Source organism: Myxococcus sp. SDU36, assembly GCF_030168875.1.
Taxonomy (GTDB): Bacteria; Myxococcota; Myxococcia; order Myxococcales; family Myxococcaceae; genus Myxococcus; species Myxococcus vastator.
Genome location: NZ_CP077414.1, coordinates 4829849 through 4851641, shown reverse-complemented (window position 1 = coordinate 4851641; position 21793 = coordinate 4829849). Strand labels below are relative to the sequence as shown.

Annotated in this window: 19 protein-coding genes; 8 read left to right on the top strand and 11 right to left on the bottom strand. The window is 70.0% G+C overall.

Translation table 11 applies throughout. The features are described from left to right. Nucleotides 1–61: 61 nt before the first annotated feature. From KGD87_RS19175 to KGD87_RS19155, 5 genes are all read right to left on the bottom strand, one after another. Complete coding sequence (locus tag KGD87_RS19175; protein WP_284661676.1) at nucleotides 62–3058, bottom strand: choice-of-anchor D domain-containing protein; 2997 nt, start codon at nucleotides 3056–3058, stop codon at nucleotides 62–64. A 229-nt stretch (nucleotides 3059–3287) separates the two neighbouring features. Continuing rightward, entirely contained in the window at nucleotides 3288–4142 is an 855-nt protein-coding gene (locus KGD87_RS19170) for an alpha/beta fold hydrolase (protein WP_284661675.1), read from the bottom strand. Between the two features lie 79 nt (nucleotides 4143–4221). Continuing rightward, the gene (locus KGD87_RS19165) at nucleotides 4222–4401 is read right to left on the bottom strand and encodes a hypothetical protein (protein ID WP_240358890.1); all 180 of its coding nucleotides are present in this window, start codon (nucleotides 4399–4401) and stop codon (nucleotides 4222–4224) included. Between the two features lie 214 nt (nucleotides 4402–4615). Beyond that, nucleotides 4616–6535 carry an AAA domain-containing protein gene (locus tag KGD87_RS19160; protein WP_284661673.1) on the bottom strand — a complete coding sequence of 640 codons (1920 nt, stop codon included), beginning with the start codon at nucleotides 6533–6535 and terminating at the stop codon, nucleotides 4616–4618. Between the two features lie 88 nt (nucleotides 6536–6623). Further along, the gene (locus KGD87_RS19155; protein ID WP_284661672.1) at nucleotides 6624–8933 is read right to left on the bottom strand and encodes a S8 family serine peptidase; all 2310 of its coding nucleotides are present in this window, start codon (nucleotides 8931–8933) and stop codon (nucleotides 6624–6626) included. A gap of 267 nt (nucleotides 8934–9200) precedes the next feature. Between KGD87_RS19155 and KGD87_RS19150 the strand changes: the two genes are divergently transcribed. After that, complete coding sequence (locus KGD87_RS19150; RefSeq protein ID WP_284661671.1) at nucleotides 9201–9671, top strand: ATP-binding protein; 471 nt, start codon at nucleotides 9201–9203, stop codon at nucleotides 9669–9671. Beyond that, complete coding sequence (locus tag KGD87_RS19145; protein ID WP_284661670.1) at nucleotides 9661–10428, top strand: tRNA(His) guanylyltransferase Thg1 family protein; 768 nt, start codon at nucleotides 9661–9663, stop codon at nucleotides 10426–10428. Before KGD87_RS19150 ends, KGD87_RS19145 begins: the two co-directional genes overlap by 11 nt. A gap of 12 nt (nucleotides 10429–10440) precedes the next feature. On the opposite strand, the gene KGD87_RS19140 is transcribed toward KGD87_RS19145, so the two are convergent. From KGD87_RS19140 to KGD87_RS19125, 4 genes are all read right to left on the bottom strand, one after another. Beyond that, complete coding sequence (locus tag KGD87_RS19140) at nucleotides 10441–11301, bottom strand: hypothetical protein (RefSeq protein WP_284661669.1); 861 nt, start codon at nucleotides 11299–11301, stop codon at nucleotides 10441–10443. Next, the gene (locus KGD87_RS19135) at nucleotides 11298–11840 is read right to left on the bottom strand and encodes a DUF350 domain-containing protein (protein ID WP_350102570.1); all 543 of its coding nucleotides are present in this window, start codon (nucleotides 11838–11840) and stop codon (nucleotides 11298–11300) included. Before KGD87_RS19135 ends, KGD87_RS19140 begins: the two co-directional genes overlap by 4 nt. Nucleotides 11841–11903: 63 nt before the next feature. Continuing rightward, a complete protein-coding gene (locus KGD87_RS19130; RefSeq protein ID WP_284661667.1) occupies nucleotides 11904–12512 on the bottom strand; it encodes a CAP domain-containing protein in 609 nt (202 codons plus the stop codon). Between the two features lie 60 nt (nucleotides 12513–12572). Beyond that, a complete protein-coding gene (locus KGD87_RS19125) occupies nucleotides 12573–14804 on the bottom strand; it encodes a S41 family peptidase (protein WP_284661666.1) in 2232 nt (743 codons plus the stop codon). A gap of 77 nt (nucleotides 14805–14881) precedes the next feature. Here KGD87_RS19125 and KGD87_RS19120 point away from each other — a divergent pair, with 77 nt between their 5' ends. After that, the gene (locus KGD87_RS19120; protein ID WP_284661665.1) at nucleotides 14882–15913 is read left to right on the top strand and encodes an MFS transporter; all 1032 of its coding nucleotides are present in this window, start codon (nucleotides 14882–14884) and stop codon (nucleotides 15911–15913) included. Between the two features lie 4 nt (nucleotides 15914–15917). Here the strand turns inward: KGD87_RS19120 and KGD87_RS19115 are convergent, their stop codons facing one another. Both KGD87_RS19115 and KGD87_RS19110 read right to left on the bottom strand, forming a co-directional pair. Beyond that, nucleotides 15918–16790, bottom strand: a complete 873-nt coding sequence (locus KGD87_RS19115; protein ID WP_284661664.1) for a phosphatase PAP2 family protein — start codon at nucleotides 16788–16790, stop codon at nucleotides 15918–15920. Then, nucleotides 16783–17742, bottom strand: coding sequence for a fatty acid desaturase family protein (locus KGD87_RS19110; RefSeq protein ID WP_284661663.1), 960 nt, complete (start codon nucleotides 17740–17742; stop codon nucleotides 16783–16785). Before KGD87_RS19110 ends, KGD87_RS19115 begins: the two co-directional genes overlap by 8 nt. On the opposite strand from KGD87_RS19110, the gene KGD87_RS19105 reads away from it, so the two are divergent. The 5 genes from KGD87_RS19105 (at nucleotide 17741) to KGD87_RS19085 (ending at nucleotide 21746) form a co-directional block, all read left to right on the top strand. Beyond that, nucleotides 17741–18730: a DUF3419 family protein gene (locus KGD87_RS19105; protein ID WP_284661662.1), complete on the top strand. Its 990-nt coding sequence runs from the start codon at nucleotides 17741–17743 to the stop codon at nucleotides 18728–18730. The two genes, KGD87_RS19110 and KGD87_RS19105, sit on opposite strands and share 2 nt — an antisense overlap. Continuing rightward, nucleotides 18727–19647 (top strand): GNAT family N-acetyltransferase, encoded by a 921-nt coding sequence (locus KGD87_RS19100; RefSeq protein ID WP_284661660.1) that lies wholly within the window; start codon nucleotides 18727–18729, stop codon nucleotides 19645–19647. The genes KGD87_RS19105 and KGD87_RS19100 overlap by 4 nt, the downstream gene beginning before the upstream one ends. After that, entirely contained in the window at nucleotides 19617–20324 is a 708-nt protein-coding gene (locus KGD87_RS19095) for an iron-containing redox enzyme family protein (protein ID WP_284661659.1), read from the top strand. Before KGD87_RS19100 ends, KGD87_RS19095 begins: the two co-directional genes overlap by 31 nt. 137 nt (nucleotides 20325–20461) lie before the next feature. After that, nucleotides 20462–21208, top strand: coding sequence for a hypothetical protein (locus KGD87_RS19090; RefSeq protein WP_284661657.1), 747 nt, complete (start codon nucleotides 20462–20464; stop codon nucleotides 21206–21208). After that, a complete protein-coding gene (locus tag KGD87_RS19085) occupies nucleotides 21201–21746 on the top strand; it encodes a PIN domain-containing protein (RefSeq protein WP_284661656.1) in 546 nt (181 codons plus the stop codon). The genes KGD87_RS19090 and KGD87_RS19085 overlap by 8 nt, the downstream gene beginning before the upstream one ends. Nucleotides 21747–21793: the final 47 nt, after the last annotated feature.

The following is a 21793-nucleotide window of genomic DNA, read 5'->3' as shown; positions in this document are numbered from 1 at the left end:
TTTCCTGTAACACCTGGACTTCCATGTTTTGTCCGGGGTGCTCCGGACCTCCCCGCCGGGCCTACGGGGCCGCGCAGACGCTGCGGTAGCGGACCTCCACCGACTGGCCGGCCAGGGGGATGGCCCCGGGCTGGAAGACGATGGCGTTCTGCTCCGCGTCGTAGACCCACTGCGTCGCGGGCACCGGCTGGCCCTGGACGCGCACGCCCATCTCTCCCAGGCCCGTGGGCGCCGCGGTGAGCGGGAAGTCCGCCTGCGGCTCCCCGGCGTGTTGGATGACCTGCTCCAGCAGCCCGTCGTAGTTCTGGGCGCAGATGTTGGCCACCTGGCCCCCCGTGCCGTTGGCCACGGCGGTGAAGCGGTCCGAGCCGCTGCCCGCGGTGGCGCACCCGGAGTCGGTGGGCACCAGGCCGTAGAGCTGGCTGCGGTGGGACATGCCCGTGCCCTTCAGCGTCTGGAGGAACTGGATGTAGCTCTCCGGACCGAAGCCGGAGTTGTCGTCCTCGTCGGCCAGGACCACCACCGCCATGCGGGCCGCCGCGCGGACGAAGCCGGAGTTGCCGTCATTGGGCTGCGGGGTGCGCGAATCGTCCATCTGCTCGGACAGGGGCGCGGAGAGCGCCTGGCGCATCGTCTCCAGGCCCTGCACCAGGTTGTGGCACATGCCCACGCCCAGGTTGGCCTGGAGGTCCTCGGCCGCGGTGGCGCTGGTGCTGGACACCACGCGGGGCCGGCTGCCGTCCACCGGGAAGAGGCGCCCGGCCTCGCCGCCGTTGGCGCCGCCGCCGCACTGCGGGCCCCGGGCCACCAGGCCCGTGCTGGTGACGCCCACGCGCACGTCCACGCCGTTCGTCTGGGCCGTCTGCAGCCACTGCGGAATCGCCGCCTTCAGCCGGTCCTGGTACGGCTGCATGGTGGTGGTGTTGGACACCACGAAGAGGACGTCCAGCTGGCTGTCGGTGCCCTGCGTGTAGCGGTCCACCTGGATGCCCTCGTGGTTCGTCTCCGCCAGCAGCGGCACGAGGAAGGGTGAAGGCTCATTGGGCGTGCGCAGGTACAGCGGGCTGAAGTGCTGGCCGTGCACGTTGCGCGCGTAGCCGACCTCCAGCTCGAAGCCCTCGCCCGGCGCCAGGGTGACGGGCGCCGTCATGGGCGTCACCAGTGAGAACTGGTTGCTGGTGCCGTTGCCGATGTCCGCGCCCGTCACGGTGATGGGGCTGCTGCACCGGTTGGCCACGTACGTCTTGCGGGGCGCCGCGGCGCAGTCGTAGCGGATGGGGCCGAAGTCCACGAAGGACGGCGTCGCCACCAGGCAGCTTGGCCGGGACACGCCCTTGAGGGGCAGCCGCACCGTGGGCGCGGCCGGGTTGCTCACCGTCAGCTGCAGCTCGCCGGTGAAGTCGCCCTCCGCCTGCGGCCGGAAGGCCACCATGGCGCCGAAGCCCGTGTCGTACTGCACCACGCCGCCGGTGAGCCGGCCGCCCGGCATGGAGAAGACGCCGCCGCCGTCGTTGCTGATGTGGATGTCCTTCACGGCGCACTCGGCGCTGCCCGGGTTGCGGAACTGGAAGCCCAGCACCGCGCCCCGGCCCGGCGTCACGTTGCCGAAGTCCATCACCGGCTGCGGCACCAGTTCGTACACACATGGCGCGGTGGCGCGCGAGCGGCCGGTGAGGATGATTTCGCGCTCCGGGTTGAACAGGTCATCCGAGCGCACGCGCAGCGCCGCCGTCCACGTGCCCGCCGCGGTGGGTTCGAAGTAGACCTTCAGCTCCAGCGCGTCGGCGCCGGGGGCAATGGGCAGCCCGGGCGTCGTCTCCAGCACGGGCCAGACGCCGCCGCTCCACGGATAGGCCTCGGCGCCGCGCGTGGGCACGTCCACGCTGAACTGCGGGCTGTCACCGCCGGCCGCCACGCCGACGAACTGGAGGTTGCCGTTGGTGCCCGCGTTGGTGATGCGGACGACGCGCTCCACCTTGCCGCCCACCGGCACCTCGCCGAAGTCCAGCGACACCGGCGTCACCGCCAGCGTGGGCCGGCCGCCGCGCGCGTCCAGAATCACCTGCGACGCGCGCGCCTTGTCGGACGTGTAATGCACCGTGAGGTCGCCCACGTTGGGGCCGGAGAAGCGCGCCGCGAACTCCATCTGCATCTCGACGACTTCGCCCGGCCCGACGGAGGAGCCCTCCGGTCGGGAAATCGGCACGAAGGCATGGTCGCTGGTCACCAGCCGCTCGACGGTGACGGGGCGCCAGGTGATGTTGCGCGCGCGTGTGTATGACTGCGTGCGCTCATGCACCGGAATCAAGTCGAAGGGGACGGGCGCCGGGTCGAACACGAAGGCGGAGGCCACCGAGTTGCCCTTCAGCTCCACGGTGGACGGCGTGCAGCCCTCGCAGGAGAGAATCTCCAGGCGCGCGCCCATGTTCCCCAGCGCGCGGGGCAGGTACCGGGTGCTCACCTTGCGCGACGACAGCGGGGGAATGGTGATGGTGTCCGCGGTGAAGGGGTCCGCGTGCGCGCCCGCCACCGACAGCGTCAGCGGCAGGTCCACGGGGTTCGTCACCGTGACCTCCAGCGTCCGCTCGCTGTCCACCTCGAGCGTCTCGTAGTCCAGGAAGGGCGGCTCCACGCCGATTTGCGTCGGCGTGCCCATGCCCATCACCTGCACCTGGGCCTCCGCGCCCTGGTTGGCGTCCGTCGTGACGTGCACCGTCTCCGTCGCCAGGCCTTCGGTGAGCGGGTGGAAGCGGACGTGCACCACGTGGGACTCGCCCGGCATCACCCGCTCGCCGCCTTCGCCCAGCTCCACTTCATAGGAGGGGTTGTTGGCCAGTCCCAGCGCGTCCAAGGCGGAGAAGGGCACGTACCCGACGTTGCGGATGCGGACCTCCCGCTCCCTCCACTCGCCCACGGGCACGTCGCCAAAGTCGAGGAGGTCCGTGTCCACCACCGCGGTGGCCTGCACCGCGCGGGTCTCCACCCCCTCGTGGCACGCCGTCCCGACGGTTACGAGCAACGCCAGTGTGAGCCTACGCCCTGTCAGCCCCATCCTCATCTCCCGCTCCCCACCCTTCTCCCCACACCCACCGGCTGGGCCCGATGCGTGATCCGCCGCCTGCTCCCTAATCAATTTGCGTACCAACCCAGAGGGCAAGGGGGCGTCCTCCTGATTTCAGGAGGTTGGCGGGATGTGGGTGTCGTCAGGTGGGCAAAGAGGAAGGGCGATGCTCTGGAGGGTGAAAGACTTTCCCGTCCTTCTGTCGGTGAGGGCATGTAGGCGGGTGTCAGCGGATGAAACGAATGAGCGCCTCCGCGACCATTTCGGGCTGCTCCATGTGGACGTGGTGCCCGCCAGGGAGGTGCAGCGGTGGCTGGGCGAGGGTTTGGAGCGCCTGCGTACGGTTGCGCATGAGGGCTTCGTCGTGGCGCAGCCCGTCGGTGGCGAGGATGAGCTGCAGCGGGCAGGTGATTCCGGCCTGGAGCGCCATCCATTGGGCCTCGTCGTAACCCATGCCGAAGCGGCGGCGGTGGCGCGGGTCGAAGGTGAAGGCGAAGCCGCCTTCGGAGGGCTTTGTCCCGTGCCGGGCGAGGTGCAGCGCCGCGTCTTGCGTCAGCGTGGGGCTGTTCTCCAGCAGCCGCGCTGCGGCGGCCTCCACGGTGGGGTAGCGCTTGCGGTTGGGCGGGCGGCGCGCGTCATCCAGGGCGCTGCGCAGCCGGCCCAGGGCCCCTTCCGCGGGCCCTCCAGCGGGGCCCAGGCTTTCGATGAGCGTCACGCTCTTCACGCGCTTGGGGCGGGCGGCGGCGTAGGCCTGGGAGACAATGCCGCCCAGCGAGTGCCCCACCAGATGCACCGCGTCCAGGCCCAGCCCGTCCAACGTGGCCTCCACGTCGAGCGCGTAGTCGCTGAACTGGTAGGTGGCGCCGGGACCCACGTGGGCGCTGCGGCCCATGCCCCGAAAGTCGAGCAGCACCAGCCGCCACGTTGGGGGCAGGTGCGGGAGGAGGGCGTCGAAGCTGTGGGAATGGTCCAGCCAGCCATGCAGGAAGAGCACGACGGGCGCGTCGGGCGCGGGGCGCTGCCGGACATGCAGCGCCAGGCCTTCGGCATCAACAGTGAGGGATTCGAGCGCGTTGGACACGGGAGCCTCCTGCCCCGTGCCTTACCCGGTTCACGCGCTCGGGAGAACCGTCATCCACGCCCGGACGCGGCGCGCGCGTTCAGCGGGGCCCAGGGGGCGGCCGCGGCGGCCCCCCCGTGTCGGGCCGGGAGAGAATCATCGCGAGCTGGCGCGCCTGATTCTCGGTGGCGCAGCGGTACTCCTGCTGCTTGCCGTTGTCCTTCTCGATACGGAGAACCCAGACGTCGTTTTCCTTCGTGACATTCGCCTGCTGGGACATGTGGCGGTTCCTCCCCGCCGCGGGGAAGAGCATGTTTCATGCCGCACTGGTGGAGAGGCCTCAAGGCCCCGAATTTCCGGCACCGCCCCACTCCGCCTGTCGAGCGGGGTGACAAAAATTGTGCACAGTTGCGACAAATTTGGCCGGAAAGCCTCGCATTGATTGCGTAGTGCCCCAGGGCGGGTCTGCCTTTACCCTGTTACAACCCGAGGTGTCAGGGGTCCTGGGCGTCGGGCCACTCCCAGGCGGAGCGGTAGCCGCCGGTGGACTGGGTGCCCTCGACGAAGCGGGCGTAGAAGGGGTGAGCGCTGAGGGTGGCGGAGTCGCCCACGACGAAGAGGTGGCGGCGGGCGCGGGTGAGGGCCACGTTCATGCGGCGCAGGTCCGTGAGGAAGCCGAGCTGTCCTTCGCTGTTGGAGCGGGTGAGGGAGACGATGACGGCGTCCTTCTCCCGGCCCTGGAACGCGTCGACGGTGTCGACCTCCACCTCGGGGCTGAGCGCCTCGAGGCGTTCGCGGAGCTGATGGGCCTGGGCGCTGTAGGGCGTAATCACCGCCAGCTCGCGGGGCGACAGGCCGGCGGCGAGCAGGGCGCGCACGCGGGCCTCCACCAGGCCGGCCTCGCCGGGGTTGAAGAGGCTTCGCGTGGTGGGCTCGACTTCTTCGTCGAAGCCCTTGCCGGCGGTGTCCAGGTAGAGCACGGGGGGCGCGTCCACGTCCGCGCCGGGCGTGAGGACGGCGTCCAGCGTGCGGTCCGCGATGGAGGGGTGGGCGCGCAGCTCGCCGCCGTACATCTCCCGCGAGGGGAAGTCCATGATGCGGGCGTTCATCCGGTACTGTTCGCGCAGCATGCGTTTGACGCCCTCGCCGTGGTCCTTGAGCAGGCGCTCGAAGAGGCTCACGCCCAGGCCGGCCTTCGCGGCCTCCTGGGAGAGGACGGTGGGCGGGAGCTGCTGCGGGTCGCCGGCGAGGATGACGCGGGGCGCGCGCAGGAAGCAGAGCAGCGCCAACGGCTCGGTGGCCTGCGTGGCTTCATCGAGCAGCGCCAGGTCGAACTGCTGTCCAGAGAGCACGCTGGAGTCGAGGCTGGAGAGCGTCACGCAGATGACGTCCGCGTTGGCGAGCACGGACTTCACGGCCTTGCGCTCCAGGGCGCGGGCCTCGTCGAGCATGCCCTTGGCCTCGGAGGTGGACGCGCGGGCGTTGGCGAAGCGCGCGCGGCTGCGGCCCTGGTTGCGCTGGCGGCGCGCGTAGCCGAGCAGGGAGAAGGCCTCGTCGAAGAGGTCGCGGGACACGGCGCGGTCCGGGTGGGACTCCACGACGATGTCCAGGGTGTGCTCCTGGAGCCGCGCGGCCACGCGGGCGGGGTGGCCCACGCGGATGGCGCGCAGGCCCTTGTCCAGGCACAGGTCCAACAGGTGGTCCACGGCGGCGTTGCTGGCGGCGGTGCAGAGCAGGCGCTTGCCGTCCGCCACGGCCTGGGCGGCGACCTCGGCCAGCACGGTGGACTTGCCGGTGCCCGGGGGGCCGTGGACCAGGAAGAAGTCCTCGGCGGCGAGCGCGCGCGCGGTGGCGTCCTGCTGCTCGGGGTTGAGGGGGCGGGTGGGCTCGAACTCGCGGGGCTTGTCGAAGCGGGGCGGCTCGTTGCCCAGCACGACCTCGCGCTTGTGCCGCTCTGCGCCCTTGTCCAGGGCCTTGATGCGCTGGAGCCCGGCGCGCAGCCTGTCGTAGGTGACGTCGTTGGGGACGACGTCCAGGCGCAACAGGCCCTCGTGGACGTAGGGCGGCGGGGAGCGGTCGAAGGCGAGCTGGATGCGCGTGGCGGTGGCGCGGGAGATGAGCGCGCGGGCGGGCTCCTTCACCTCCGCGCGGCGGGGCAGCACGGCCACCAGGTCGCCGTTGTGCAGGCGGGTGGGCAGGGGGCGGCGGTCCGCGCGGCCCAGGGTGACGAGGAAGCGGCCTCCCAGGCCGACCTCCTCCTCGATGGACTCCAGGTCCAGGACGGACAGGCCGTGCTCCTCGCGCTCATGCAGCGAGAGGCTCTGGGCGAGCGCGGCCAGGCGGGCTTTCTCGGCCTCGCGCTCCTGGGCGAGGAGCGCGCCGAGCTGGTCGAAGAAGGAGACGTCACGGGGCATGGGCCTGTCATGCCATTGGGGCAGGGCCAGGGCCAGCACTCCCGCGAAGGGAGCACCGGCCCGGCGCCTGCTTCAGCTCAACCCAGGCCTACTGAATCTTGCCGCCGCTCACGACCAGGGCGTAGTTCGCGTCCACCACGCGCGTCGTCAGGTCCGCGTCCTCGACGATTTCGTCGGCAATCACCTCCACGGTCCACGTGCCCGCGGCGGGTTCGAGGAGGAACACGTTCTCCACCGTGTCCACCGTGTTCGACACGCCGCCCGACGTGGAGACGTTGCTCGCCGTCAGGCCATTGTTGCCCCAGTAGACGACGCCGGAGGGAGACGTCACGCGCAGCGACAGGTCATTGATGCGCGCCTGCGCCGCGCCCACCGTGCCGGCGGGGTCGGTGTAGACCATGGTGACGTTGAGCTCCTTCTGTCCGGCGGGCACGGCGACGCGGTACGTGTTCGTGCCGAGCGGGAGCAGCCGGTCCGTCTCGTTGATGATGCTCGTCACGGCGGCGCGGTCATACAGGCGCTTCACGTCCGCGGTGCCCCAGCCCTGCCGCGCGCGCGTCAGGTCGCCGTTGGAGCCACCCGCGAGCCAGTTGTAGCGGTGCGCCATGTTGATCATCAGCGCCTTCGCCGTGGCCATCTTCGGACGGCTGGCGAAGACATCCGCGCCACCACCGAAGCCCGCCCAGACGCCCTCGTGCCACATCTGGAACAGCAGGCCGAAGTGCCCCGCCGTCTGCGGCGTGGCCGCGCTGGTGCCACCGAAGTTGGTGTAGGCCGTGTTGCTGGAGTTCGACGCGGAGCGGATGGAGTCGTAGTAGTACGACAGGTCCGGCTTGAGGCGGCCGTCCGCAGCCGGTCCCACGCTGGCGCCGCCGTTCCACCGGTCATCCGCGCGGTTGGCATTGTCGTAGTGGTACATGCCACCCACGGACACGATGTTCTTCGCCCACGCCTGTGGCCGCGAGTTCTGGTTGCCGGTGTTGCTCTGCGACTGCGTGCTGAGGATGGGGTACTGGAACAGGTAGTCATCCACCTCCGCGGAGATGGTGGTGTAGCCCGTCACCTGCGCGCTGCCCACGCTGGATGTCTGGAACACGGCGCGGTACGGCCCGGCCGGGTCGATGAGCTCCCGGTTGATGTCGTAGCGGGACTTGGGGCCGCCGAACTGGGAGGACTCGTTGTAGCGGTAGAAGATGCCCTGGCCGGAGGGAAGCAGGCCGCGGGCGTTCGCATCCACGCCTCGGGCGAAGTTGATGCTGTAGCAGGCGCTGCCGTGGAAGCTGCCCGTGGTGCTCGTGCTGTGGATGAGGGGCGCCGTCGCCCACTCCTGGTGCGTGGTGCGCAGCTCGGTGTCGAAGATTTCGCCGCGCACCCCCTGGCCCGTGAAGCCCTCCAGGTCCTCCAGGTAGGTCGCGCCGCCCACCTGACGGACGTTGTTGTTGTCGAGCTCACCCGGACCGCCCCAGCGGTCCACGTACTGCACGGCGTTGGAGCGCACCAGCCGCTCCAACTGCGACTGGGTGAGGGTGGCCTCCACGCGCAGGCCGCCCGCTTCAATGAGCTCCACCGTGCCGCCCAGCGCGCGGACCAGCGAGGCGACCTCGCCCTGCCGCGCCGCGCCGCGCTCGCCCACCATGATGGAGTAGCGCTGCGGCTCCAGCTTCAGCGCGCGGCCCTGGAGGGACTCGCGCAGCACGCCCTCCACCCGGTACTCCGGATGGTATGCGCCCACCCAGCGGACATAGGGCAGCCCGGCGACGCGCTTGTGCGTGCCGGCGTTCATCTCCACGAGGAACGTGTGGTCCGTGAGGAAGCGCAGCACCTTGCCGCCCGCGGCCGTGATGGCGTCGCGGTACTCCGGCAGGGGCGTGGCATGGAACTGCACCAGGTGCAGGGTGTTGCTGGCGTCCGCGGTGAGCAGGCCCGCGACCAGGGGCTGCGCGCCCTTCAGCGGGTCGAACCGCGCGTGCTCCAGCCGCACCAGGTACTCCGTCGCCTGCACGCGGCCCAGCAGCGCCACGCCGCCCTGGCTGTAGGCGAAGTAGTCCTGGCGCCTGCCGTCCGCCGTCTCCTCCTGCCAGGTGTGGAGCTGGACGGACGCGCGCGGCACGTCGAGCGTCTTCAGCGCATGGATGGGCTGGGCCGTCCGGTGGAAGACGTGCCCGGCGCCCGTGGCAAGGGCATACATGCCACTCGCCGCGCGGTCGATGCCCGTGGCGAGGCGCGCCTTCTCGACCTCGGCGCCGGTGAGGACCCGGGCGGGGCCCAGCGCCGCGGTGCTCCGGATGACGCCGGGGCGCAGGTCCGGCGTGTTCGCGGCGAGCGCCGTGACGGGCGCGGAGAGGCCCCAACCGAGGGCCAGGAGGGACAGCGGGGACAACGAGGACGGCAGACGCATGGCGGTGTCTCCTTGAGAGGGACTTCCGTGCTGCACAACGCAAGAATCCTCGAAAAGCTAGATGTGCTTGTTAGTCTGCTTAAGACGAGTGTGTCAACGCATGCCCAAGTCTGGGAGTTCATTGGAATGACAGGCATTCGTGATGTTCTGCCGACACTCCGGACGCGACAGATGTGTCGGGTTGACTGTCTTTTTCGCGTGGCAGCGTTATGGCTGGGGCCGGCACTGTCAGGCCCTCTCACGGGGAGGCGTCCGGAGCCGCACGTCATGGACCTGGTTCTCTTCGTTGGCTTGCAGGGCTCGGGCAAGAGCAGCCTCTACCGACAGCGTTTCGCGGCTACGCACACGCACGTCAGCAAGGACCTGTGGCCTCACGCGGTTCGCAAGGAGGCCCGCCAGCGCCGGTACATCGCCGAGGCGCTGGCGGCGGGCCGGTCGGTGGTGGTGGACAACACCAATCCCTCCGCGGACGTGCGCGCGCCCCTCATCGCCCTGGGGCGCGAGTACCAGGCTCGAGTCACGGGCTATTACTTCGCGTCGAAGCTGGAGGACTGCCTGGCGCGCAATGCCTTGCGTGACGGGCGCGCCCGGGTGCCGGAGGTGGCGTTGCGCGTCACCGTGAAGCAGCTCGAGCGGCCCCGGCTCGATGAGGGCTTCGACGCACTGTTCTACGTGACGCTGGCCGCCGGCGGTGGCATTCGCGTCCAACCCTGGAGGGAGGAGCCCGATGGATCCTGAGGAACTGGCGGCGCGCGCAAGGCAGGGCGAGGTGTTCCACAACCAGCGCATGCTGCCGGGCGCCTGGGTGGTGCTGCGCGTGGATGGGCGGGGCTTCTCGCGCTTCACCGAGGCCCGCTACGAGAAGCCCTTCGACCCGGTGTTCCACCAGTTCATGGTGCGCACCGCCAGCGAGATGCTGGAGGAACTTCAAGGCGTCTACGCCTACACGCAGAGCGACGAAATCTCCGTTCTCTTCCGGCCGGACTGGACGCTCTTCGACCGCTCCGTCGAGAAGGTGGTGTCCCTGGCGGCGGGCCTGGCCAGCGCCACCTTCACACACGCCGCAAGTGTCCCGGCGGTGTTCGACGGCCGCGCCTGGCTGGGGGCCTCGGAGCGCGCGGTGCTGGACTACTTCCTCTGGCGGCAAGCGGACGGCAGCCGGTGTTCGCTGCATGGCTGGTGCTACTGGATGCTGCGCAAGGAGGGCCGGAGCGCGGCGCAGGCCACCCGTGAGCTGGACGGCAAGCCCGTGAGCTACAAGAACGAGCTGCTCTTCCAGCGAGGCCTCAACTTCAACGACGTGCCCCTGTGGCAGCGGCGTGGAAGCGGGGTGTGGTGGGAGGCGTACCAGAAGGAGGGCGTGGACCCTCGGGATGGCCGGCGGACCCAGACACTCCGGCGGCGGCTCAAGGTGGACTCCGAGCTGCCGATGAAGGAGGCCTACGCGCACCTGGTGCGGGGCCTGCTCGCGGCGCCAGGCGCCGAGGTGGACTGAGGCCCAGGGGCGTCAGCCCGCCGTGTCCGGACCCCCGCTCAGGGGCAGCACCTTCCACAGCCGAAGCTTGTCGTATTGGGGCGGAATCATGCCCAGCGGCCAGCCCTGGGCGGTGACCTCCGCGTACTGGTAGCTGCGCCCGGCGTAGCGCAGCGCCGTGCCCTTGCCGGGCAGCCCCACGCCCACCGCCGCGTGGGACAGCGGGTCGGAGTACAGCACCACCGCGTCGACGCCCGCCTGCCGCAGCAGCATCACCGCGAGCACCGCCTTGGAGTCGCAGTCGCCGCGGTTCTCCGCGGGGACCAGCGCCGGCGGGACGATGCCGAAGGCGTCGTGCGCCGGCAGCTCGTAGTCGATGCGCTGCACGAAGCCGAGGATGAGCTGCGTGGCCTGCGCGGCGTCCAGCCTCCGCTCGCGGATGGAGGCGACGAACGTGTCACCCAGCCTCCGCACGGGCTCGGCGTTGGTGCGCATCAGCTCCTCGTAGATGCAGCGCAGGTCGGCGCTACAGCCGGGCGGTGCGTTGAACGAGAAGCGCTCCCTGCCCAGTGAGCGGTAGTGCAGCCGGCGGCCCAGCGCCGCGTGTTCATCCGCCAGCGTCTGGACAAGCGCCGTCCCCAGGCCGTAGGAGACGTGGTGCTCGGGGGGCTGGATGCTGTCCGCCCGCCAGTCGTAGTCCCGAGCCCGCTGCGGCGAGGTGCTCGGTGGCAGCAGCACCAGACCCAAGTCCACCGCGCGGGCGCCGCTGGGACGGCCGGGCTCGGGGGGCGCGATGTCCATGCCCGCCAGATGGCCCAGCGTACCCAGGCCGCAGCAGCAGAAGCAGCTGGCGAGGCCCACCACGCCGAGCATCCACTTGAAGAACGTCTTCACGCGGGCGCGCGCAGCGCCCCTTCAGGGAGCTGGGGAAAGGGGATGAGTCCGTTGAGCGCCGCCTGGAGTCCCGGGGCGGTCAGCAGCGCCAGCACCAGCAGGATGGCGCAGAGGATGAGCGCCGCCGCGACGTTGCCCTTGCGCACCTCCGCCAGCTCGTCGATGCCCGGCGTCATCCGGTCGAACAGCAGCACGCCCGTGCCGAGCACCGTGACGCCCACGCCCAGTGACAGCCCCACGTGCAGGACGGCCACCGCGACCAGCCGGCCCACGACCAGCAGCTGCAGGGTCGAATTCTGCACGGTGAGGTCCAGCGCGTCCGACGTGGCCTGCACCGCGTGCTGCACCAGCAGGCCCAGCGACACCAGGCTGGCGGCGTGGACGAGGCAGGCGGCGACGTTGCCCTGGCGCAGCTCCTCCGTGGGGTTGGCGCCGAGGATGCGGCTCAGGCCGCGCAGCGCGAGCCAGATGCCCAGCGCGGCGACGAGGCCGCCGAACACCACCTTGATGAGACCGACGAAAAGCAGGAGGAGGTCCATGACGAGCGAGGCGAGCCGGGCGCCCTGGATGAGCGCCCGGCCGCCACACACTCTAGCCCGGTGTTACTGCCGGCCGAAGGCCTGCGTCCAGTAGTGCCGGTACGTGCTGCTCGGCGCGTTGAAGTAGCCGACGCCGAGGTCGAGGAGCGCCGGGTTCATGATGTTGTTGCAGTGCCCGGTGCTGCTCATCCAGCCGTTCACCACGGCCAGGGCCGTGGAGTAGCCGGCCGCGACGTTCTCCGCGGCGTTTCGGTACGTGTAGCCCGCCTGGTTCATCCGCTGCCAGGGCGTGGAGCCGTCCGAGCCCGTGTGGCTCATGAAGTTGTTGGTGCCCATGTCCTTGGAGTGCTTGCGCGCCGCACACCGCAACTGGGCGTTGTTGCTGAGCGGGGGCGCGGGCGGTTTGGCCACGCCGCCACAGACGGCTCCGGCGGCGCGGCGCTGGTTGACGAGCACGAGCACCTGGTCTTCCAGTGCCGTCCACGCGGTGTTCCACGTCGCCACGTCGTCGCAGTACGCGGCGGCGGTGACGGTGGAGGACCCTCCCTGCGTCTCCACCGGCGGGATGACAACGCCTTCACCAGCGGGCGTCTCAGGGGTGGTCTCCGGCGCACCACAGCCGGTGAACATCGCGGCACCCAGGACAGCGACAGCAAGAAAACGTGCGTTCATGACTGCTCCTTTCCACGGGGTGAGGAGCGCCATCCTGCCGCTTCACGCGCGGGCAAGCGTCTATTCGTGTGCCTGGAGCACGTCGATGGCCTTCAAGAGCACCGCGTCTCTGCCCGCCGCGAAGTCTTCCGTGGTGGGTACAATCTCTTCATCCGGGACAATTCCCACGCCATGGAATGTGGAGCGGTCGGGACGAAGAACTTCCATTCCGGTGTACATGAACCGGAAGCCGCCGGGGAGCGTCAGGTGGGTGATGTTGCCGTTGGTGCCCGCGCTGCGCTGCCCCACCACCCGGACGCGGTTCGCGCCGACCAGCATGGTGGAGAAGTTCTCCGCCGCGGACACCGAGCGTGGCCCCACGAGCAGCACCATGGGCCCCGTGTATGCGCGCGTCGTGCTTCCGGTGAAGGCGTGTTGAGTCTCGCGCACTTCATGCGTGTCCGGGCCCGTCCAGCGGCCCACGCGGAAGAGGGGGCTGACGTAGGGGCCTTGGATGAGATGCCGGGTGAAGTCGTAGTGGCTGAAGCCGGGGTAGCCGCGCATGTCCACGATGAGCCCCTGGGCGGCTGACGCGGTGTCGAGGTGCTGGAGGGCGGCGCCCAGGTCCGTCGTCACGTCGCTGCTCATGGTGATGTAGTAGAGCGTCGGCGCGCCCACGTCGCCCAGCCAGCCGCTGGCGCGTCGCGAGGAGGAGTAGCCGAGCGCCGCGCCAAGGTTGGCGCCAGTCCAAGGCCGGGCCTGCACGGTGCGCTCGGTGCCATCCATGGCGCGCATCACGAGCGACAGGGGCCCTGTCAGCTGAAGCAGCCTTCGCGTGGCCAGGGCGTGCCGGTAGCCGTGGGTGGCGGCGGACGTTCGGGAGAGCTCTTCCGCGTACCACTCCGCCGTGGAGCGGTCGCCAACGCGCACCAGGGTGTCGCCCGCCTGGAGCTCCGGGACGAGCGAGCGGCGGACCACCACGTCCCCTCCGGCGACCTCCTCCAGCAGCGCGGGGAGGTCGCCGATGAAGGGAGACGGTGACGCGGAGACGAAGACGTGCCCGTCCTGGAGCACGGCGCCGAAGCGGCGCAGGAGTTGAAGTGTCTGGAGTTGGCTCACGGGCGCGGCGTCCACCGCGGCCAGCGTCTCCTCCAGCCGCGCGTCGATGCCGTCCCCCACCACATGGAAGTAGGGGAAGAAGCGCCGCACGGCGCCGTGGGTGATGAGGAGCGACGCGCGCGCGATGCCGGCCGTCTGCGCCACCTGTGCCGTCGTACCCGTCGGGCGCTGGCGCTGTGTCATGCCCGTGCGAGCGACCGCGGCGCTCCGGTCCAGGGCGGCAGGCATCCCGAGCGCGGGAAGCTCGCTCAAGCTGTCGGCCAGGGCGCCGGCCAGCGCCCGGTCCGCGGGGAGTTGGTCGGGAAGCGGGCCGGTGCTGTCCTCGAGCCGCGACGTGCGAATCGACAGGCCCTGGGCCGCCAGGGGAGCCCAGCGCGACTCGGCGACGGCGGTCGCGACGGGCTCACCCCACAGCCAGGCTCGCCGCGCCGTGCGCAGGTCGACCACGAAGCGCGCCGCCGCGGGCGGCAGCGTGGGGCCCGTGAGCAGCGCCACCGGCAGGTCCACCGCTCCCGAGGCGGGGTGGTCCGGCGCGGCCAGGAGGTCCGTGGTGTTGCTGTAGAAACTCTGGGCGCTGTATTCGTCCGTCATGCCGTCGTTGACGCGCACGCGCGCGGAGACGCGTGGCACTGGCTGACTGCTGGCGACGGAGATGGCGCGGGCCAGGGCCTCTTCCAGCCCCGGGGCGTCGGGCAGGCCGCGCAGGTCGATGGCGACGGCCCGCGTGCCCTCTGGGAGGACGGGCTCACCCGTGCCGGGACGGATGACGGCGACGGCGTCGTGCTGCTCGACCTGGACCATGGGAAGGTCCGCGGAGGCGGTGGCCTCGTGGACGCAGACCGAATCGAGTGCCTCCGCGTAGGCCCGCGCCACGCCGTTCCAGTCGACGGTGGACCCCTCCATCGCGCCAGCGAGCGCGGCGTCGATTTCCCGGTAGTGGCTGCCGGGGCTGAAGAAGCGGACCAGGGCGTGGGCGTTGGACATCGCCAGGGCGGCCGAGGACGTCCCGCTGGGGCCAGGCGTGACGCGGGGGCACCAGTCCAGGGCCTGGGGCGGAGGCTGCTCGGTGGGGGGCTGGGGCGGGTCGTCCCCACAGGCCGTGTGGAAGGCACAGGCCGCCGCGAGCAGCCACGTGGCGAGCGTGGGCGTGGGCGGCGTTCCAGGCTTCGTCGTTTCAGGCTGGGGCATCGTCATGCCGGTGCTCTCTTCCGGGGTGTGGGGCGCGCGTTTGCCCGGGGAGGAACGGCGGGAGCCCACCTGTATATCGTTGCGTGCCGGCGTTGGGCGGACCGGGCCAGGTGCCCGCCTGTCCGCTGATTGCCTGCGAGCTGCTCCAGGGGGCGCTCCTGGCGCTCATCGCGCTCACGATGCCGCCGCTGCCGGTGCTGCTGGCCCTGGTCGCCGCGCGGGCGATTGCCGGACAGGTGTTCCAGCCCGCCTCCCGGGCGGTGGTGCCCGCCTTGGTGCGGAGCGAGGACCTGGAGTCGGCCAACGCCAGCGTGGGCTTTGGGACGCAGGCCGGCGAGGCGCTGGGGCCACTGCTCGCGGCGGCGATGTTTCCGCTCGTGGGGCTCCAGGGCGTGCTGCTGGTCGACGCGGCGTCCTTCTTCCTGTCAGCGGGCTTGTTGGCGGCGCTGCCGTCCGTGCCGCCCGCGCATGACGGCGCCGCGCCGCCTGTGTCGTTGTTCCGTCAGGCACGGGATGGGCTCGTCTATCTCTGGCGGGCCCGAGTGGCCCGCGTCGTCGCGCTGGGCTTCTGCGCCGTGGTGGCCTTCAACGGCGTGGATGACGTGGCGCTGGTGCTGCTCGCGAAGGACACGTTTCAGGCGGGGGACTCGGCGGTGGGGTTGCTGCTGGGCGCGGTGGGGCTGGGCCTGGTCGCGGGCTACGCGCTGATGGCGCGGCTGGGCGCGCAGGCGGCGATGCCGGTGATGTTGGTGCTGGGCTTCGCGGTGAGCAGCGTGGGCAACCTGCTGACCGGGTTGGCCTGGGCCGTCTCCGCCGCGTTCGCGATGCAGGCCGTGCGCGGTGTGGGCATCGCCGCCATGGACGTGGCCAGTCACACGCTCATCCAGCGCTGGGTGCCGGTTGGGATGCGGGGCCGGGTGTTCGGCAACTTCTACGGAGCCATTGGCGTGGCCGCGGGGCTGTCCTACGTCGCCGGGGGATTGTTGCTGGATGCGACGTCCGCGCCGGTGACGCTGCTGGTGGTGGGCGCGGGTGGAACGCTCGTCACCCTGGTGGTGGCGTGGCGGCTCCCGGGCGCGCTGCGGACAAGCGCCGCGCCGCGCGAGCTGGAATGACGCCTCAAACGCGCTTGAAGTGGGTTCGCACGGTGGTTGCCGTGGCGTGCTGGACGCGGGGGAAGCAGGCGCGGAACGCCATGAACCACGCGGCGCCCGCCAGCAGGTCCACGGCATAGTGATAACGCAGCACCAGCGTGGACATGAGGATGGCCACGGCGACGGGCACCATCAGACGGAAGCGCCACGGGTGCTGGCGCCGGTCGTGTTCGAGCAGCACCAGCGTGATGTACGTGTGCAGGCTGGGGAAGAGGTCGTAGGTGGACGAGCCGCTCGCCACGACGACGGCATTCAGTTGCGTGAACCATCCGCCTTCGACGGGGACGGTGAACAGCTCCGGCCAGGCGGCCACGGGCCCGAGGGCGGGCATCAGGTAGTAGCCGGCGATGCCCGGGACATAGGCGGAAAAGACATCGACGAAGAAGCGCTCCGCTCGCGCCCGTGGCCCTACCAGCGCCCAGGCCATGGCGAGGTGCAGGTAGCCGTGGAACGCCAGATAGCTGGCACTGAAGAACTCGTTGACCCAGGGCGTGCTCCACCGCTGGAGCCACGCGGCCGGGGTGATGCCAAACAGGAACACGTCGGCGGACAGGAGCCACGCGTCACGCGTCACGAGCCCCAGCGCGGGGACGGCCTGCTTCACGGAGGCATAGAAGAAGAACGTCGCGAGGTAGGCGAGCAGCAGCCGTGCCCGGAAGACATGGGCCACCGCGTCCAGTCGCGCCAGCAGCGCCACGCTGCCCATGAACAGCACCGTGCCGCCAACAGCCTGCACGGTGACGGCCGCGGAGCTTCCCGCGACGAACACCAGCGCCGTCGAGAGAAGGATGCCGAACGCCGCCAATAGCACTTCGTGCGGGTACAGCCGCTCAGGCATCCGGCGTGGCGGGCTTCGCCCCTCGGATGAGCGAACCGGAGAGGACGCCGCGCACGAACGAGAAGTAGGACGGGATGAAGGGGGCCCCCTGCGCGACGAGGTCCGCGCGCAGCGTCCGGTGCAGCGCGGGCAGGTTGTACCAGGGCACGCGGGGGTACAGGTGGTGCTCCAGGTGGTAGTTCTCGTTGCACATGAAGAAGCGCGTCACCGGGTTCGACAGGATGGTCCGGGAGCCCCGGACCGGGTGCGTGCTCTCCGGCAGGAAGGTGTGCTGGCTCATGCCCCGGACGTTGACCAGGGTGTTGAGGAGGAGCATCGGAATCGCCCAGGCATGGAGGAGCACTTGTCCGGGGATGAAGATGACCGCGGCTGTCAGGCCAGCGCCGGCCAGCGCCACTTCGAGCAGCACCCATCGCCGCTCGGCGGTCGTTCCTTGTCGCCAGCCCAGGATGGGAATCATCGTGATGTACGCGGGGTACCCCAGCAGCAGCCGGCCCACATGCATCAGCAACTCCAGCCACCGCCGGCCCGTGTAGTTGGCGTAGTGGTCCGGGTCCTTCCCTCCGCCCAGGTCGGCATGGTGCTTCAGATGCAGCACCTTGTAGGCCGCGTAGTTCTGCAACACCGGGAGCGCGCAGGCGATGCCACCCAGCCGGTTCAGCCAGGGCCACCGCGCGAGGCCACCGTGGACGGCCTCGTGGGTGAACAGGCTGATGCCATGCAATGACGCCGCGGCGATGAGGTACAGCGGGGCGCGAGCGAGCCACACGGACCCGGTGGCGTCCCGCGCCGCGAGCACTACGGACAGCGCCGCCGCGCCCAGGTAGAGCACGAGGAACACGACGAGCCGCGGAACGTGCCGCGCATCGACCTGCTCCAGTTCACGCAACTGCGAAGGGGTGAGGGATTCTGTCGCGAGCGGCATGGTGGTTCCGAGGTAGAACCATGCCATGGAACCTGTCCTGGTTTCGACGCCGCCCCATCGCTTGAAGTTCGCCGTGGTCCGGGAGGATGCCGCGCTGGAGCTGGCGCTCGTCGAGCGCACGCGGGCGCGGGCCGTGCTCACGGTGGCCTCGGGAGGCTGCACGCTCCTCACCCTGGCGTGGCGCCATCCAGCGCTTGAGCTGGTGGGCTTCGACTTCAACCCCCGTCAGCTCGCGCATGTCCGGGAGAAGGCGGAGGGGCTCGGCCGCCTTCCGCTGGCCCGCTACAGCGTGGAAGCGGAGGACACTGCGGCCCTGAATCAGCGCGGCGACTTCGAGGGGCTCTTCCGCACGCTGCGCCGGTTCATCGAGGAGTTCGTCGCGCCCGCGCACGAGCTCGCCGCCTTCTTCGCGCCGGCCACCCCGGCCGCACAACGCCGGGAGGCCTGTGGCCGCTGGTTCGCTTCGCCCTACTGGCCCGTGGCCTTCGAGCTGGCCCTGGCGGCGCCGCTGCTGAACACCATGTTCGGGCCCGCTGCGACTCAACACGCGGAGCCCGGCTCGTATCCTGGCTATTTCCAGGCGGTCTTCGAACGCGGGCTCCAGCGGGAGGATGCGCCTCGAAATCCCTTCCTCCAGCACGTGCTGCTCGGCGGGTACCTGCGTGAGGATGCTCCCGAGTATCTCCAGGCCGAAGGCCCGCTGACGCTGACGCTCGTCCAGGGCTCGTTGCCGGAGGTGCCGCGCCTGGACCGCTTCGACGTCATCTCGCTCTCCAACATCTTCGACTGGTCGGAGGACGCGCTCGTGGCGGAGTGGGCGGGGTTGCTCGCGCGGGAGGCGCGGCCCGGCTGCGCCGTCCTCATCCGCCAGCTCAACAACCGCCGGGACCTTCGCCGCTTCTTCCAGCCTGCCTTCGAGTTCGATGACGCGCTCGGCGCGGAGCTGCTCGCCAGGGACAGGAGCCTGTTCTACGAGCGCATCGAGGTCGGCTTCCGCGTGCCAGCCAGCCCATGAGTGACGTGCGCTTCATCGTTGCTCGGCCCGACACGATCGGGCCCTATGTCGAGCGGCTGCGCCTGCTGGAGCGTGACATCCTCTATCCGCTCGCGGATGGGGCCGACCATTTCTTCATCGACCATGGGCCCGGGTACCACTCGTTCTTCTCCTCCATGGGCGAGGCGTACTTCCTGCTGGCGCTCCGTGGCGACGACCTGCTCGGCTCCGTGACGGGCGTCTTGCGTCCGGTGTGGCATGGGACGCGGAAGGTGGACGCGCTCTACATCTGCGACCTCAAGCTGGCGAAGCACGCGCGGGGCTCCGGCCTCGCCACGAAGCTCCTGCTTCAGGGCCTCAAGCACCTCTTCCTCATTCCCCCGCTGCGCCGGATTCGTTTCCTCTACGGCGCGGCGATGCGCGGCGCCCGGGGCGACGTGATGCGCATCGCCCGAGGTTGGAACCCGCTGCGCATGGGGCGGCCGGCGAGCCGGCTCGCGCTCTACTTCGTACCGCCCTCGCGGCTCGAGGCGCTGGAGACCCGGCGTGCGCCCCCGCGTCCCACGGGCGTGGGGCTCCGCCTGGGGCCCGCGCACGCCAGGAAACTGGAAGGGGCGGGGTGGTGCACCACGGCAGGGGACAAGGACCTTCAGCGGCTGTCCACGGGTCGCCCGTGGCCCCTGGTCCACCTGGCGGCGCCGCCCGAAGCCTGGACACACGGTTGGGGCGAGTACCTTCGTACCTGTGGCGTGGAATTGGCGGCGCTCGGGGGCGAGGCGCTCACCTGTTTCAGCATCGACGAGCGGCTGGAGGACCATGTCCACTGGCTGCGTGAGGCGGGCATCGCGCCGGATTCGGTGTGCACCGTCTATTCTCTGGACCTCTCCTTTCCCGTCAGGTCGCCAGCATGGGTGCACCTTCCCACGTCCGAAATCTGAAGCTGCGTCAGCACATCGCCGGACTCAAGGCGGCGTGGGCCGTGCTGGACGCGCCCTACCTGCGCGCACTGAGAGACGGCACCTTCGCGCGGGAGGACTTCGCCGAGACGCAGCTCCAGTTCTTCTCCGCGGTGGCGCACTTCTCCAGGCCCATGGCGATGCTCGTCAGCCGTCTGCCGCATCCCCACCAGCGGCTGCCGCTGGTGGAGAACATCTTCGACGAGCACGGCCGCGGCACGCTGGCCCACGGGCACGAGCGTACGTTCCACTTGCTCCTCTCTCGCCTGGGCGTTGAGGCGGCTCGCGTGGAGCAGCACGTGACGTGGCCAGAGGTGCGTGCCTTCAACGTGGCGCTCACGGGCATCGCCGCGTTCGAGGGGCCGCTCACCGGGCTCGCCGTGTTCGGCATCATCGAGGACCTGTTCAGCGGCATCTCCCTGGAGTTGGGACGCGGCATCGTCGCGCGGGGCTGGCTCCAGCCCGGCGAGGTGGTGCACTACCCCACGCACGCGGACCTCGACGAGGCGCACGCGGAGGGCTTCTACCGGCAGCTCGATGCGCCCTACGAGACGGAGGCCGGGGCGGCCGAGATTGAGCAGGGCCTGGCGCTGGGCGGGCACCTCTTCCTGGGCCTGTACGACGCGCTGTTCCGGGCGCGTCACCGCCGGCTTCCTTGACGCTCCTCAGGGAAGTCGGACAAGGACCCGGTTGTTGCCCCCTCCCATGGCACTCGACGGATGTAGTACACCTGTCAACTCCCCAACCGGCCGGGAAGTGCCTACCTGCATGCGGTCATTCCAAGTCGGAGGCGCGGATGAGCGACGAGAACCTCACGTTCGAGATTGATGGGCCCGAAGTCCACAAGGCCACCGTCGACGCCGAGGCGGCGCTGAATCTCTTCGTGACCTATCTGGGCCTCATTCGGAAAGTGGCTAAGGCGCGCGGCACCGAATTGACGTTCCATGGGCTCGAAGTCGAGGAGAAGTGTCTTCGATTTGGGGCCGCTCCCTCCAACCCGGGCGCTGCCCAGGCCGGAGTGCTCGACATCAGCGCGATGCTGGCGAACCAGTTGGAAATCCCCAACGCCATCAGGACGCCCCTCTCGAAGTTCCAGAGGCAAGTCCGCGAATTCCCCCAAACCATCCTGCGCTCATCCGCGCAGGTTGGTCACTGGCAGCCCGTCATCCTTCACTTCGATACGCCCGTGGCCGAGTTCACGCCCGTGGCCGAGTCATTCAGCGGACGCGCCATCGTGACGCGCGTTGGTGGCAAGAAGCCCACGGTGCGTCTCATGACCCGGATTGAAGACAAGGAGATGACGCTCACCCTCGAGAAAGAACTCGCGACGAGGATTGCTCCCTTTCTCTACAAGGAAGTCGACATCGACGCGCGTGTGTTTCGGGACGAAGAGGGGCACATCGCGGACGGCAACCTCCTGGACTTCGAGCCTGTGTCTGATGGAGACCCGACCGCGGCATGGGAGGAAGCGCTTCGCGAGGGCATGGGGCCGCGCTCGGGCCTGACGCTGGAAGAGCTCCACGAGGAGTTGGGGCGTGATTGACCCTTCCAGGTTGCCCAACCGCGTCATGCTCGACACGAACATCCTCTATTTCGTGTTCGACCAGCCCACGGGGCGGGCACATGAGGTTCCCTCAAAAGCCCTCTGGGATGCCCTTGTTCGGCACAAGAAGGAAATCCTCATCGCGGCCCCCACGCTCGCCGAGTTTCTTCGCCACGGGGGCGCAGCGCCCGCCGTGCACAACGTTGAGTACATCGCCTTCGATGCTCGGGCCGCGCAGCTTGTTGCCGCCGCGCTTCCCTTGCCGGCGATGAAGAAGTCGCAGCAACAGTCGGGCGTCACCAAGGCGGCGATGAAGTTCGACACGCTCATCATGGGGTGCGCCGCCCGAGGCCGAGCCGATGCCCTCATCACGTACGACGCCGACTTCACCGCGCTGAAGGCGAACTCCGTGGGGGCGACGTTCGGTAAGTTGCGCATCCTCTCGCCCAACGATTTCCTGGTTGTACCGTTGGCGCAGGGGCAGTCTGTGGCGGCGGCGCCTGTTGCTCAGCTCACACCCGGAAGCGTCGCCGACTGAAGTCGCGCCCGGCTTGGCACTGCGGCGCCAGAGGTAGGTCCAGTACC